Source organism: Pseudomonas macauensis, from assembly GCF_047902425.1.
Lineage (GTDB): Bacteria > Pseudomonadota > Gammaproteobacteria > Pseudomonadales > Pseudomonadaceae > Pseudomonas.
In genome coordinates, this window is the sequence record NZ_CP138377.1 from 2,676,520 (window position 1) to 2,692,287 (window position 15,768).

Annotated in this window: 8 protein-coding genes and 1 pseudogene; 3 read left to right on the plus strand and 6 right to left on the minus strand. The window is 62.7% G+C overall.

Annotated elements, in window-relative coordinates:
* The first annotated feature begins 2 nt into the window (after positions 1-2).
* Positions 3-932 carry a LysR substrate-binding domain-containing protein gene (locus SD196_RS12560; protein ID WP_416311561.1) on the plus strand — a complete coding sequence of 310 codons (930 nt, stop codon included), beginning with the start codon at positions 3-5 and terminating at the stop codon, positions 930-932.
* Between the two features lie 122 nt (positions 933-1,054).
* Here SD196_RS12560 and SD196_RS12565 read toward each other — a convergent pair.
* Positions 1,055-1,135: pseudogene (locus SD196_RS12565) on the minus strand (hypothetical protein); the annotation flags it as partial.
* 323 nt (positions 1,136-1,458) lie between these two features.
* On the opposite strand from SD196_RS12565, the gene SD196_RS12570 reads away from it, so the two are divergent.
* Positions 1,459-10,533: an autotransporter-associated beta strand repeat-containing protein gene (locus SD196_RS12570; RefSeq protein WP_416311562.1), complete on the plus strand. Its 9,075-nt coding sequence runs from the start codon at positions 1,459-1,461 to the stop codon at positions 10,531-10,533.
* A gap of 379 nt (positions 10,534-10,912) precedes the next feature.
* Here SD196_RS12570 and SD196_RS12575 read toward each other — a convergent pair whose 3' ends face one another.
* The 4 genes from SD196_RS12575 to SD196_RS12590 form a co-directional block, all read right to left on the minus strand.
* Positions 10,913-11,443, minus strand: coding sequence for a hypothetical protein (locus SD196_RS12575; protein WP_275607347.1), 531 nt, complete (start codon positions 11,441-11,443; stop codon positions 10,913-10,915).
* Positions 11,444-11,502: 59 nt separating this feature from the next.
* A complete protein-coding gene (locus SD196_RS12580; RefSeq protein ID WP_275607346.1) occupies positions 11,503-12,558 on the minus strand; it encodes a c-type cytochrome in 1,056 nt (351 codons plus the stop codon).
* A 9-nt stretch (positions 12,559-12,567) separates the two neighbouring features.
* Positions 12,568-13,161, minus strand: a complete 594-nt coding sequence (locus tag SD196_RS12585; RefSeq protein WP_416311563.1) for a c-type cytochrome — start codon at positions 13,159-13,161, stop codon at positions 12,568-12,570.
* A 190-nt stretch (positions 13,162-13,351) separates the two neighbouring features.
* Complete coding sequence (locus SD196_RS12590) at positions 13,352-13,741, minus strand: hypothetical protein (RefSeq protein WP_275607344.1); 390 nt, start codon at positions 13,739-13,741, stop codon at positions 13,352-13,354.
* A 1,091-nt stretch (positions 13,742-14,832) separates the two neighbouring features.
* Here SD196_RS12590 and SD196_RS12595 point away from each other — a divergent pair.
* Positions 14,833-15,138, plus strand: coding sequence for a hypothetical protein (locus tag SD196_RS12595; protein WP_275607343.1), 306 nt, complete (start codon positions 14,833-14,835; stop codon positions 15,136-15,138).
* Between the two features lie 165 nt (positions 15,139-15,303).
* Here the strand turns inward: SD196_RS12595 and SD196_RS12600 are convergent, their stop codons facing one another.
* Positions 15,304-15,684, minus strand: coding sequence for a hypothetical protein (locus tag SD196_RS12600; RefSeq protein ID WP_416311564.1), 381 nt, complete (start codon positions 15,682-15,684; stop codon positions 15,304-15,306).
* Between the last annotated feature and the right edge of the window lie 84 nt (positions 15,685-15,768).

The window sequence follows — 15,768 nt, forward strand, 5'->3', positions numbered from 1 at the left end:
TCATGGACCTGCGTTTGCTGCGGTATTTCATGGCCCTGGCCGAGGAGCTGCACTTCGGGCGCGCTGCCGCGCGTTTACACATCTGCCAGCCGCCGCTGAGCCAGCAGATTCGGCTGCTGGAAGAGGAACTGGGGACGCCGCTGTTCGAGCGCAGCCACCATCGGGTCGAGTTGACAGCGGCCGGGCAGATGCTCAAGGAGCAGGCGCCACTGGTGTTCGAACAACTTGAGCGTGCACTGGCCTTGACTCGCCAGACCGGTCGAGGCCAGGTGGGCGAGCTGGAAATCGGCATGATCAGCTCGGTGATGATCGGCGTGCTGCCACGGGCCCTGCACCTCTTCCGCGAGCGCTATCCGCAGGTGTCCTGGCGCCTGCATGAAATGACCCCCGCGGCACAGGTCAAGGCGTTGAAGGAAAAACGCATCGATGCCTGCGTGTTCCGGGTCGGTTACGACGATCCACAGTTGCGTAATGAATTGCTGCTCTACGAGCCGATCCGGGTGGTCATGCCGGCCGATCATCCCTTGGCCCGGCGCGACAGCCTGGCGCCGGCGGACCTGGCGCAGGAGCCCTTCGTGGCGCTGGAGCTCAAGCAGTCGCGCTTTGCCGACTTCCTCTATCAGTGCTGCATCAAGGCTGGGTTCACACCACAAATCCGCCAGCAGGTGATCGAGGTGCAAACCTTGCTCAGCCTGGTGCGGGCCGGTTTCGGCGTGGCGCTGTTGCCAGCGTCCATCGAGCCGATGGCGCCCGCTGGGCTGGTGTTTCGACGTCTGACACCCGCGCTGCCGGAAGTGCCCCTGTATGCCACCTATCGTGCGGACGACGACTCGCCGGTGATCAAGCTGTTTCTTGATACGTTGCGGGAGTTGGTCACCGAGGATGAAAGCAAGCTCAAAGGGGCGTGCCCGCCGGTGGAAGCATCAGCATAAGCAGCAATGTGACGACGCTTTTCCCGGCAATGGCAGGCAGCGCGGTGAGTTCGGCAGCAGTGGCTACCCTCGGTGAGGGAGGGTGGGGCGGCGCCTGAGCAGGTAGATCCGCGCTGCACGCCGCTTCCGGCTCCTGTATCCGGGGCGCTGTCGATGAAGCAATCCTTCAGTACTGTCAGGGTGACGTTGAACAGGCTGAGGGCATCGCGTAATCCCGTCGCCAAAAATACGACAGTTGCCGTATGGGGTGGCCCTGTGCGTCTGGGTATCTTGCGGTGGCTCATCCCATGCCATCGCGGACAAAAGCGGCTGTTGAAACTGTCCTGCGTGATTACGGAACTGCACGCCCTCCATCAGCGTTTTCTTGTGAATCTTTGGGGGCACTCGAACCGCTCCAGGGCAGCATTCCCGAAAAATGGCCAAGTGATATCAAACAGGCGTTGATTTGATCTGCCCTGGCGCTCCGCGACGCCAGCCCATCCCGTTGCGGTGGGAAGTCGTTTCAAGTCACAAGGAAGTGCACGCGATGAACCATGTTTTCGCCTTGGTCTGGAATGCCTCGTTGGGTTGCTGGACTGTCACCCACGAATACAGCAAGCGCTGCCGCAAAGGCACTCGACCTCTCGGCAAGCTGGCGCTACCGGTCTTGCTGCTGGGGGCCTCACTCACCCAGCCGGCGCAAGCCACCTGTTCGACCGCCGGCATTACTGTCACCTGTACCGGCGTTCCGAGCCTGCCGCTGTTTCTCAACGATTTCAGCAGCGCTACGAGCGGCCTGACGATCAACGTCAACTCCGGTGCGCAGATGAACGCGGCGGCCGGTAGCAAGGTGCTCAACCTGACTGGCGTCAACATCAGCCTGAACAACTCCGGCACCATCGACCCGGCGCTGCTGGGCCTGGTGTCCGAGCTCAGTGGCGGCGCGTTCATCGGAACAGGGGCCGCCAGCGCAGTCAGTGTGACCAACAACGTCAGCGGGATCATTCGCGGCACCGGCATGCTGCTCGGCCAGAGCCTGACCAGCATCGATGGGCTGGCGATTGGGGTAAACAACGCGGCGGGGGGCGCCACCAACATCACCAACGACGGTACGATCACCTCGACCGGTTTGTCGGTGGGTGGAATCACCCTGGCCGATACCCCGGTGGTCGGCGTGTACGGCGGCTCGCAGGTCAACATGAGCAACAGGGCCAACGGCACGATCAACGGCCGGGTGGCGTTCGAGACCTCGGCTGCGGGCAACACCTTTACCAACGCCGGTAACATCAACGGCGGCGTGTCGCTGGGCGCGGGAAGCACCAACACCTTCTACGCCATAACCGGTTCGAGCGTTAACCTCGGAGACGGCGTGCAGACCAGTCAGGGCCTCGGTGGCCTGAACGGCGTCGGCCTGACTTTCGCTCCCACCGGGACCATCGACGGTGGTGCGGGCGGCAGCAACACCCTGATACTACAGAACCCGCTTGGAGTCGTCGGAGGTACCTCCGGCACCGGCACGGCGTCCAGCGCCACCTACGTCAACTTCAACAACCTGACCCTCAACAGCGGCACCTGGACATTGCTGGGGCCGTTGGTCAGTGGGGCGACCACGCTCAATGGCGGCATCGCGCTGTTCAACAACGATGGCGCGTTCGGCAGCGGTGTGCTGACCTCCAACGGCGGGATCCTCCAGGCCAGCAATGCCGGTTTGTCGCTGTCCAACCCGATCAACCTGGGCGCGGGCGGCCTGACCCTGCAGGGCACCAATGGCCTGACCCTGTCCGGCGTGCTGTCCGGCACTGGCGCCCTCGTCAAGAACGGCCCCTCCAGCCTGACCCTGAGCGGCAATAACACCCACAGCGGCAGTACGGCACTGAACGGCGGCAGCTTGTTGGTCGGCAGCAACACCGCTCTCGGTACGGGTACTTTGAATGCGGCGGCTGGCACCACCCTGGATGCGGCCACCGCAGTGGCTCTGGCCAACCCGGTCGCATTGGCGGCCGACCTGACCGTTGGCGGCACTCAGGCGCTGGGCCTGAACGGCGTCATCAGCGGCGCCGGCAAACTGATCAAGAACGGCACCGCGAACCTGACCCTTGGCGGCCCCAACACGTTCTCCGGTGGCACCGAGCTGAATGCCGGGACGCTGACCCTCGGCTCCAACACAGCGCTGGGTCTCGGTGGGCTGACCACGGCGACCGGCACCACGCTCGACGCGAGCACCACGGTGGCGCTGGGCAACGCCGTCAACCTCGGCGGCAACCTGAACGTCTCCGCCAGCAATAACCTGACCCTGGGTGGCGTGGTCAGCGGCAGCGGCGGGCTGACCAAGAACGGCACGGCCAATCTCACTCTCAACGGCGCCAACACCTACTTCGGTGGCACCACACTGAACGCCGGTACTCTGATCGTTGGCAACGCCGGCGCACTTGGCAGCGGTAACCTGACCGTCGCCGGCGCCGCGACCCTGGACAGCAACACCGCCGTCAGCCTGAACAATAACGTCGCGCTCAATGGCAACCTGCACCTCGGCGGCAGCAACGGCCTGAGATTGGGTGGCGTCATCAGTGGCGCTAGCCAATTGGTCAAGAACGGCACGGCCAACTTGACCCTCGATGGCGTCAACTCCTTCACCGGTGGCACCGCGCTCAACGCCGGCAGCCTCACGGTCGGCAACGCTGCAGCCCTTGGCAGCGGCACGCTGACAGTGGGAGGTTCGGGCGGCACGCTCAACAGCAGTGCCAACTCAACGCTGAACAACGCCATTGCGCTGAACGCCAACCTCACCGTCGGCGGGGCCAATCCGCTGGCCCTCGGCGGCGTGATCAGTGGCGGCAGCAACCTGATCAAGACGGGGTCCTCGATCCTGACCCTGACCGGCCACAACACCTACACCGGCCCTACGACGGTGAACGCCGGGACACTCGTCGTTGGTTCCGACACCGCTCTCGGCACCGGTGTGCTCAATGCAGCCCACGGCACCACGCTGGACGCCAACATCGCATCGAGCCTGGCCAACAACGTCAACCTTGGCGGCAACGTGACCCTCGGGGGCAGCAACGAACTGACCCTTACGGGTGTGATCGCCGGTGTCGGTAGCTTGATCAAGAGCGGCCCCGCCGACCTGGTTCTCAACGGCGCCAACACCTACTACGGCAACACCGCCTTGAACGCCGGCAAACTGGTCGTCGGCAACAACACCGCCCTCGGCTACGGTGTGCTGAGCGCGGCGACCGGCACCACGCTGGATGCCGGCACTGCCGTCAGCCTGGGCAACCAGATCAACCTCGCCGGCGCGCTCAATATGGGCGGCAGTGCTGACCTGACCCTCGTCGGAACCGTCGCCGGAGCCGGCAGCCTGGTGAAAAACGGCACGGCGAATCTGAGCCTCAATGGCACCAACACCTACGTCGGCGGCACCACCCTGAACGCTGGAACCCTGACCGTCGGCAATAGCGCGGCACTGGGTAGCGGAGCCTTGACGGTCAACGGTGCGGCGAGCCTGGACAGCCGATCAGTGCTGGTCAGCCTGGGCAACTCTGTCGTCCTCAATGCCGGGCTGAACGTCGGTGGCACTCAGGATCTGATCCTCGGTGGCGTGATCAGCGGCACAGGTCCGTTGACCAAGACCGGCGCGACCAACCTGACCCTCAGCGGCGCCAACACGTTCAGCGGCGGCACCGTGCTCAATGCGGGCACGCTGACACTGGGCTCGGCCGGGGCCTTGGGCAGCGGCACCCTGACTGTCGGCGGAGCCGGTACACTGGTCAGCGGCGGCGCCTACAGCTTCGGCAACAACATCACGCTCAACGCCGATCTGACTGTGGCCGGCAACAATAACCTGATGCTCGGCGGCGCGATCAATGGTGCCGGCAACCTGGTCAAGAACGGCCTGAATGATCTGACGCTCAGCGGCAACAACACCTTCACCGGCGCGCTGGACATCCTCTCGGGCAGCGTCATTGCCCTGGGCAGCGGTGCGCTGGGCAATACCTCTGGAGCCTATATCAATGCTGGCGCCAGCCTTGGCCTGGGCGGCAGCGTCAACCTCAAGGCACTGAGCGGCAGCGGTAGCGTGCAGATCGCCAGCGGTAGCACCCTGACCGTGGGGGGAGGGAGCAGCACCAGCACCTTCGACGGCGACCTCCGTGGTGGCGGGGGCCTGACCAAAGTCGGCAGCGGAACGCTGAACCTCACCGGTATCAATGGTCTTACCGGCAACACCACCGTCAACGGCGGCACGCTGAATCTTGCCGGCTCCCTGGCCAGCGCCCAGATCAATGTCAACAACGGCGGCACCGTTAGCGGCAACGGATCGGCGCTGGGCGCGATGACCATCAACGATGGTGGTCGCCTGGCGTTGTCTTCGGGCGACACCTTGTCCGCCGCGTCGCTGGTGCTCAGTGCCAACAGCAATGTCGACACCAGTCTCGCGGCGCCGTCGACATCGTCGCTGATGGAGATCGGTGGCCACCTGACCCTCGATGGCAACCTCAACGTTACCGATGCCGGCGGTTTCGGCGTGGGTGTCTACCGCCTGTTCAACTACACCGGCTCGCTGATCGACAACGGCCTGATCGTGGCCAGCGTGCCTGCGGGTTATGGCATTGGCGATATGGTGGTGCAGACCTCGGTCGGCAACCAGATCAACCTGCTGGTGTCCGCGCCGAATGCCCCTATCCGCTTCTGGGATGGTGGCGAGACAATCCCGAATGGCGTGGTGCAGGGCGGCAGCGGCACCTGGAGTGCCATCGGCACCAACTGGACCAACGTCGACGGTACGCTGAACCAGACCTGGGCCGGTGATTTCGCGGTGTTCCAGGGCTCGGCCGGCACGGTATCGGTCAACGGCACGCACCTGTTCACCGGGATGCAGTTCCTCACCGATGGCTACAACGTGGTGAGCGGCACGGCGGGGCAACTGACCGCCGTTAACGGCAGCGGCGGTACCACGGCGCTGCGGGTCGATCCAGGCGTGACTGCCACGCTCGGCGTGAACATCAATGGCCGCGGCATCCTCAACAAGCTCGACAGCGGCACCTTGGTGCTCAACGGTGCCAACAGTTACAGCGGCGGCACGCAGCTGGATGGCGGCACGCTGGTTGTCGGTAATAACAGCGCGCTGGGCACCGGCACGTTGGTCGCCAATGCTGGCACGCAGCTCGACAGCAACACCGCTGTAACCCTGGCCAACGCCACCATGCTCAACGGCAGTCTCACCGTACTGGGTAGCAATGCGCTGGCCCTCAGCGGTGTGCTCGACGGCAGCGGCGGGCTGATCAAGAATGGCGCGGCCAACCTGACCCTCGGCGGCAACAATACCTTCCTCGGCCCAGTGGCGCTGAACGCAGGCGGATTGATTCTGGCGTCGAACTCGGCGCTGGGCTCCGGCACCCTCAACGTCGCGAATGGCACCACCCTGGATGCCAACGGTGCCTTCAGTGCGAGCAACGCCATCAACCTGGCCGGCAACCTCGGCATCACCGGCAGCAACGACCTGACATTGAACGGGACGATCAATGGCGCTGGCAGACTGACCAAGAGCGGTGCGGCCAGGCTGACGCTCTCCGGCGCCAACAGCTTCCTCGGTGGCATTACCCTCAATGCCGGCACCCTGGCCACCGGCAGCAATGGCGCACTTGGCCTGGGCAACCTGACCGTGGCTGGCGCCTCGTCGCTGGAGAGCGACACTGCAGTGTCGATGGGCAACAACGTAGTGCTCAACGCCAACCTGACCAATACCGGCACCAACGACCTGGTTCTGAGTGGCGTGCTCAGCGGTAGTGGCGCGCTGATCAAGAACGGCGCGGCCAACCTGACCCTCAACGGAAGCAGTAACTATTCGGGCGGCACGCGGCTCAACGCCGGCACCCTGACCCTCGGCACATCGTCAAGCATGGGCTCCGGCGCGTTGACCGTGGCTGGCAATTCTACCCTCGGTACCAGCGCGCCGCTGGTCCTGGCAAACAAGGTCAACGTCAATGCCAGCCTCAATGTGGCAGGCAACAACAACCTGACCCTCGGCGGAGTGATTGCCGGGGGCGGCACCTTGACCAAGAGCGGCCTCGCCGACCTTACACTGAGCGGAGACAACACCTTCAGCGGTACCTTCGACGTGCAGGCCGGCAGCCTGACCACGCTGGGCAACTCGGCGCTGGGTAGCAACGCCGGGGTCAATCTCGGCAACGCCGCCACCCTCAACCTGGGTGGTTCGGGCAGCGTGGCCAGCCTGACCGGCGGCGGTACCGCACTGATCGGGTTCGGCAACACCCTTAGCATCGGCAGCACCAACGCCAGCAGTATTTTCGACGGTGTCCTGGCCGGCAACGGCTTCCTTGGCAAGTTCGGCACGGGCACACTGACCCTGGCCGGCAACAATACCCTTGCCGGCGGCACCACCGTCAACGCCGGCACGCTGCGAGTCAACGGCTCGCTGGATAGTGGCATAGTCCAGGTCAACAACGGTGGCACGCTGGCTGGTAGCGGCTCGCTCGGCGGAGCAGTGACCATCGCCGACGGCGGTCACCTGGCGGGTGCCAGCGGTAGCACGTTGTCGGTGAACTCACTGGTGTTCAACGCCAACGCCAGCTTCGATGCCGGCCTTGGCGCGCCGCGCTCCGGTGGTGGTAGCGCGCTGGTCAATGTCGGCGGCGACCTGACCCTCGACGGCACCCTTAACGTCAGCGACGCCGGCGGTTTCGGCAGCGGCGTGTACCGTCTCTTCGACTATGCTGGCGGCCTGACCGACAACGGCATGCTCCTCGGCAGCCTGCCCGGTAGCGTCACGTCGGGCGACCTGAGCCTGCAAACCGCACTGGCCAACCAGGTCAACCTGCTGGTGTCCATGCCGGGTACCACCGTGCAGTTCTGGGACGGCAACCTGTTGACCGCCAACGGTTCAGTGGAGGGCGGCAGCGGCACCTGGAACAGTGGCAGCAACAACTGGACCGACGTCAACGGCACCACCAACCAGGCGTGGGCCAACAGCTTCGCGGTGTTCCAGGGCGCTGCGGGCACCGTGACCGTGAATGGCACGCAAACCACCAACGGCCTGCAATTCGTCACCAACGGCTATCGCCTGCAGAGCGGCACGGCAGGGGGGCTGAACCTGGTCAACGGTTCGCTGGGCACTGCCGCGATTCGCGTCGATCCGAACGCCACGGCCATCCTCGACGTCACCCTCGGCGGCAGCGCTACGCTGGGCAAATACGACAGCGGCACCCTGGTGCTCAACGCGGCCAACAGCTACTGCGGTGGTACGCAACTCAATGGCGGCACGCTGGTGCTTGGCAACGCCGGCGCCCTGGGCAGCGGCGGCCTGATCGCCGCCAACGGCACCACGCTGGACAACAGCGCAGCGCTGGCCCTGGGCAATACGCTCAGGCTCGATGGCGGACTTGGCGTGGCCGGCAGCCACGACTTGACCCTGAACGGCGACGTCAACGGGAACGGCTCTCTGACCAAGAACGGAAGCGGCACCCTGGCGCTCAACGGCGCCAACACCTACAGCGGCGGTACCCTGCTCAATGGTGGCAAGCTGGTGCTGGGCAACGCTGGCGCCCTGGGCAGCGGCAAACTGATTGCTGCGAGCGGCACTACGCTGGACAACAGCGCGGCGCTTACTCTGCACAATTCCGTCACGCTCGCCGGTGAACTGACTCTGGCCGGCAGCAATGACCTGAGCCTGGCCGGAGTCGTCAGCGGTAGCGGTGCGTTGACCAAGCAGGGCGCCAGCAACCTGACCCTGAGCGGCGACAATAGCTTCAGCGGCGCGCTGAACATCCTCGACGGCAGCCTGACCCTGAGCGGCGACAATGCCCTGGGCAATGTCAGGCTGAACGTCTGCGATGCCGCTACCGTCAGTGTCGGCGGCATCACCGTCCTGGGCGCCTTGAGCGGCGAGGGTGATCTCGCACTGGGCTCCGGCAGCGAGCTGCAGGTCGGCAGCAATAACGCCAACAGCCTCTACGACGGCAGCCTCAGCGGCGCCGGCGGCCTGCGCAAGACAGGCAACGGCAAGCTGCTACTCAACGGCCAGTCCCGCGTCGCCGGTGGCACCCAGGTCAACGCGGGCAGCCTGATCATCGGCGGCCACAGCGGCAGCACGGCGAGCCTCACCAGCGACGTGCAGGTCGCCAGCGGCGCGCTGCTCGGCGGCCACGGCAATATCATCGGCCGCGTCGACCTCGCCAGTGGCGCCACACTCAGCCCGGGCAACTCCATCGGCACCCTGCATGTCGACGGCAACGTCAACTTCGCCGCCGACTCGAACCTGGAAATCGAAGCCAATCCCGACGGCCGCTCCGACAAGCTGATCTCTACCGGCACCGTCAGTGTCGCCGGCGCCAACCTCAAGGTTCTCGCCGGCGCGGGTGACTGGGCGCCCAGCACCCCCTACGGCATCATCCAGGCCGAGGCGCTCAACGGCACCTTCGCGAGCGTCAGCAGCAACCTGGCGTTCCTCACGCCGGAGCTGGCCTACAGCGCAAACGGTGTAGAACTGACCCTGGAGCGCAACGAGGTCAGTTTCATCGCGGTCGGCCGCACCTACAACCAGCGCTCGGCCGCTGCCGGCGTCGAATCGCTGGGCTCGGGCACGCTGTACAACGCCGTCAGCGCGCTCACCGTCGAGCAAGCGCAAGGCGCCTACGACAGCCTCTCCGGCGAGCTGCATGCCAGCACTCAGGGCGCCTTGTTCGATGACAGCCGCTATGTGCGCGATGCCATTGGCCAACGCCTGCGCGCGGCCCAGGGACAAGCGTCGACCGATGCCATCCTGCACACCGACGCCGACAGCGGCATGACCTTCTGGCTGCAAGGGTACGGCGGTTGGGGGGACAACGGCGGCAACAGCAACACCGCGCGCCTGGACCACGACAGCCGCGGCACTCTGCTGGGCATCGATCTGCCGGTGGGCGATAACTGGCGCGTCGGCGTGGCGGCGGGCTATGGCTCCAGCAATCTCGACGTCGACGCTCGCAGCTCCTCGGCCGAGATCGATAGCATCTCGCTGACGCTGTTCGCTTCCGGGCAGTGGGATGCCATCAACCTGCGCCTGGGCGCCTCGCACGCCTGGAACGACATCGACAGTAGCCGTCACGTCCAGGCTGGCGGCCTTGTCGAGCACGAGAAGGCGAGCTACGACGCTAACACCGCGCAGCTCTTCGGTGAGTTGGGCTACGCCATCGCCGCCGGCGACTTCACCCTGGAACCCTTCGCCGGTCTGGCGTACGTCAAGGTCGACAGTGACAGCTTCAAGGAACACGGCGGCAGCACAGCCCTGCGCGGCGACAGCGAGAAGGACGAGGTGACCTACGGCACCCTCGGCCTGCACGCCTCGACGGCGCTGACCACGGTGGGCTCGGTTCCGCTTGCGTTGCAAGGCACGCTCGGCTGGCAACATGCGTTCGACGACCTTGACCCGAAGCGCCAACTGTCGTTTGCCGGTGGAGACGCGTTCACCGTCAAGGGCACGCCGCTGGCTCAGGACACTGCGTTGGCGCAACTGGGCGTAACCGCGCAGGTTGCCAGCGGCACCACGGTGGGCTTGGGTTACTCCGGGCAGTTCGGCGACGGCTACAAGGACAACGGCCTGCGCCTGGGGCTCAACGTGAGCTTCTGAGCCTGATCCCGTATCGCCAATCCGTGGCACCTGGCATTGGAAATCCCAGAGGCTCTCGCGTAGTCGCGAGAGCCTCTGGGCGTTTGGCTATCCAGCGTCGCAAGGCGCAGTTCCGGTGACGCAGAACGACCTCTACTGCTGAATCGACGCCCGTTTCCGACCTGAAGCGGACGTATCGCACGAAAACTCAGCGGTCGATTGGAGCTCTGGTTGTTTTGCAGTTGCACCTGCGAAGTCAGAGCCAACTCATCGCGCATCGAGGTTACGGCAGCCCCGCGTCAAGCATTGCGGGCCATTGATGCGCGCCGAGAGCATGGCCAGGCCTGGCCCGCTCTGGAGGCTTACTACTCAGTGTCGAGCTTGCCGCCGGACTCGGGTCTCACTGCGTCGGGGTGTCGTCTTTGAGTCGGGGTGGAAGTGGTCCGAGGAACATTTTCCTGAGTCGCTCATGACCGATCACGCGCGCCAGTTCCGAGATGACGCAGTACATGAAGATCAGGGTGACGAGCAGTATCTGGACGGCCCAGAAGCGCGGCCAGTTCATGGACGTCCATAGCATTGAGTTGGCGTCTATCAGGCTGGGGGCTTCTTTCCAATATTCGTAAAGCCGCTCCAGGTAATGCACGAACAGGGCGACCAGGGCGTACATCACGGTCTTCCAGGTGACGTTCCAGATCAGCGGCTTTTCGGGAAAGCGATTGATGAAAGGCAGCATGTCCGCCACCAGTACCGATTTGCCGAGCACCAGGGAGGCGATCAGAACCGAGGCAGTCACCGGCAGCGGAACACCGGAGCCCTTGAGCATGAGCGCGCGAATGGCGGCAACGATGTGCAGGATGACAAAGAAGAAGATCGTCGGCGGCAGCGCCTTGATGAACTCGTGCTTTACCTTGAGCAGTATTGATGTCATGGAGTCCCCCTCTGGTTGTCGGATTCTCGGGCCTGAGTGCGTTGGTAGAGCATTCCGGCTCAATGTCCGACGCCGGCCGGAAATGCCTTGCTGCCAAGCAGCACGCCATCGACGGATTGGCCGTAGTAACCCTGATCGGAGCCATGGAAGCGTTTGGCCGTGCTGGCGACATCGCCGTCGAAGCGCGGGTCCTGTGGCCGTTCCCGGCTGTTCAGGTAGGCTGCCACGTCCCAGGCTTGCTGGACGTTCAGTTGCACGGCCTTGCCCAGCGGCATGTTTTCGTAGATGAAGGTGGCCGCCGTGTTGACGCGGTGCATGCCCGCGCCCCAGTTATACGAGTCGGCTCCCCATAAGGCCGGGATCACCGGCACGTCAGCCATCTTGCGCCCTTCGCCCTGCTCGCCGTGACAGACGGCGCAGTGCTGTGCGTAAACCTGTTCGCCGCGCTGCGGCGAGTAGGTCTGCGGTGGCTCGGGCAGGGCGGCAAAGGCGCGTCCGGGCATCCGTTCGCGCCCTTCCATCTTCACCTTGCCGGTCAGGGGGCCAGGCAGCTTGAAGGATTCGTCGCGGCCACCGTGTTGCAACGCTTCATCGCTGAGCTCGGGTACCGGCTTGTCCTGCATGCCATACATGTCCAGCAGGCCGCCCATCAGCAGCCAGTAGGAGTAGGCGGAGATAGCCACCAGCTCGGGCGAGCCCAGCTCGGGAGCCTTGCCGTTCATGGAGTAGTTGAAGCAGCCCTGGACGCGCTCGGCGAAATTGTTCACCCGATTGTCTTTCTTGCGGAAGGCCGGATAGGCCAGGTAGGCCGCCCACAGAGGGGCGGCATAGGCCTTGGTGCCAGCATCGAGGTGGCAGTTGGTGCAATTCAGCTGGTTGCCGACATAGCGCCCCTTGAGCTGCTGGGTATTGACGATCAGCTGATAGCCGAGGCGAATCTTGTCACCAAAGGCACCGTCCGGGATTTTCGAAAGGTCCCGCGGAGTGAAGTAATGGGCGTCCCTGGCCTTGGGGTGCGCGGCGATTTCTTCCATGGCGGTGGTCACTGCGTCGGCCGCCTGGACGGGCAGCGCGATGCATCCCGCGAGCGACAGGTAGAGTATGGGCCTGTTCATGAGCGTTCCTCAGCGAATCGCCGCCAGATAGCTGGCCAGCGCAGTGATGTCCTTGTCGTTCAGGCGCTGGGCGATGGCTGCCATCATGCCGTCGGGATCGCCGCTGCGTTCACCCTTGCGCCAGGCGTGCAGCTGGGCTTCCAGATAGGCCGCCTGCTGTCCGGCGAGTCTGGGGAAGGGCCCGCCTCCGATGGCGGAGGGGCCGTGGCAACTGAAGCAGGCTGGAATGTCGCGCGCCATGTCGCCCTGGTAATAGAGCTTTTCCGCCGGAGTGGCAGCGAGGTTCTGGCCTCGCACCTGCAGCATGGGTGGTGGCTTGCCCTGAGCCGCAAAATAGATTGCGGCAGGCTGCAGCAGATCGGCCGAGGCGTAGGCTTCAGCCATCGGCCCCATCAGCGAGTTGCTGCGCCGTCTTGAGTTGAAGTTCGCGACTTGTGCGGAGATGTAGCTGGCCGATAGCCCGGCCAGCACCGGACCTTGTGCGGTCCCCTCGCCATGCACTCCATGGCAGACCGCGCAAGCTTGAACGGCATTCGGTACGTCGTCGGCAATGGCCGCTGCGGCAATAGATGAAAGAAGTACGACAGAAGGCCATCTGAGCATCGAGTTTCCTGCCTCTACATGCTGTGACTGCGCTGAGTGTAGACGGCCTGATCCAGCTTGAAATGATTCTCTTTGGGACTGTGGTTCATCTATCTAGGACGAAACCTGATCACGGTCAGCTACCGACCCGAAGCGGCCACTTGTGAGGAGCAAAAATCGGCCTGAAGCAGACTCTCAGCCTCGTCGCTGGTTAGTGAACGCGATGACTGTAGCCATGCACATAGATAAACCCGTCTTTTTCTTCGAGCGGTAGGACACCAAGTAGCGATGCTTCCGCTAGGAATTGGTCGCTTACTCCAGTGCTCGGTAACCTCTCACCCGTTTTGGGATTCTGAATCAGCGATATTTTCGGAATACGTATGGAGTAAATATCCGAATATTCTGTCGGGCCACCAGCCAGGCCTGGATCAGCGATGTAGGTATTTTTCAGCAAGCTCTCGGGGGGAGCGTATGCGGTCTGGAAGCGCTCCTCGCCTACGTATGCCACCTCAAACTGAATGCCAATACGACGAATGAGGCTCAGTAGCTCGCGCCACTTTGTGTTGTTCATGAACGCGGCTGAGTAATTAGGACGGCGCATGGTGATCTCTCACAATTCAGTAGGTTGAATAGCAGATTTTCGCTTCGCTAAGCAAAGTCCGCTCCTGGCCGATTGTTGCCTCTGAGGAGAAGCAGCTACCGACCCATAGCTGACATCCGGATTTTCAGGACATTGAGTAGACTTGGCTCCCACGTCATCTATTTCGAATACAAATGAACAGCGAGTCTTCCCGAAGCAAGGCGTGCGTCCGTGCTCAGGCACATGGTTCCGGGCCACTGTCTGTTGAGGGCTATCAGCAGACTGTGGAGGTTTGCGGCCGTCTCCCCAGCGGCTGGCTGTTCCGCTACCGGACCGTTTGTAGCTTGAACATACCTGCACATGAGCAGGAGTTGTTTGCCGGCGCTGCAGGTTGCCTAGTCGCTGATGATGGGCAGGTACATGATTTGTCGTACCCGATGTTCATGGACATGCTTCGCTCGCTGGAATAGCTCACGCGTCTGCTTCCAGGCTATTAAAAATTGCCGCGTTGACTCATGCCTCCCTGAACGCAGGGTAGCAATTCAGATGATGGAGGAGCTCATGTATACGGTGGTGGTCGTTGCAGATCGTCCAGACTTCAGGTGCTTTCTGGATCTACTTTTTGGCCCTGGACGAAACGTGGACACAGAAGGTGATTCGTACCCTGTGAACAGTCGCTCTTGGACGTTACTGCATATGAAAGACAGAGAGAGCGATGCCCCTTCCGTAGAGATCCATGCCTGTGAGGTAGATGAATCGCGGTTCAAGGTGCAATCCGAGTCGTCAAGACTCGAGGAGTTAGCTGCGTTGTACCTGTACCTGACTTGTGGTGAGACGATCTCAAATTCGGATCAGGCGCTTGATAAAGCAGTTATCGAGTCGCTTTGCAAAAGATACGATGCAGAGCTTGGTCGAGCTCGTGATTCTATTTGGCACCGGTCGACAGATGACTTGCCTTATCCACATGAGTGAGCGAAAGGTTGTTTCTGTCCGGCGAGCGTCCGCTTCTGGCTGTGGATTCAACCAATTGCAGCCCTTTGCAGAATCATCGCTTTGGCATTTCAGGTTCTTGCGATACAAACTGAACCGCTGACCGCAGGGAATAAGGCGAAATGAGTCAGCTGAGCCCTAAGCTACATGCAGACCTCTGCGAAGTGTTGAATGAGGTCTCTGCATTGATGTCCGCTGCCTATGCGCAACTCGGCCCCATACCTGATGACCATCCACTGGCTCAGGCGGGTCTTGAGAATGGGGCAGAAATCGTTCTGGACTACCTTGCACACGGCGAGGCGGGCATCGCCATTGATCATCTGTTCTACATGATCAAAGAGCCGCCTCTCGCTATTTCTGCCAAGTCCGCTGAGAAGCTGGCTCGTGTTGCAGAAGCGTTTGGAATGCCTTTGAGCTGGTGTCCTTGAAGCTGGTTGTACAACGAAATACGTACTCGCTGCGAGAGGCCGCTTCTGGCCGATTGCAGCCTCTGGAGAGCGCCAGCTACCGACCCCAAGCGGTCGTTCGCAAAATGCCGCTATCGGACAAAGCAGCCGCTCCAAGGCGGAAGCTCCACCCTGTGAGGCGTTTCTTCAAACCAACCGAGATACCCAAGCACGGCCGAACTCCTGGAGTTTGGATTGCTCAATCCAGGCGAAGGTTTTTCGAATACTCAGTGGAGTTAGGCCAGTGGGTGAAAGCCTCACACGGCCCTCTTTGTCGGGTTTGTTGCACGACAGGCAGGCCCAAGAAAACCTGCCGGGTTTCCACCAAACGACGCTTCCGGCGCGTGCTTCGCATAAAAAGCTGGCCACCTGTAATGCATATTGGTGCTGGACGTTCAATTTCCAATTGCCTGCCGTGCCGATCTCGATAGAAAACAGATAACCACCTGGGGTGCTTTGCACGTACATGTAGGTCGGGAACCATTTTCCTGCACTGCACGCAGTGACCAAAGCGGGTGACGTTTCCATTTTTACCTCCATCCCTTGTGGTCACTGCAGCGTAGCGAGTCAGCGCGAGCGGAAAACCCTTCAATTCTGGCTAATGAGAACGTG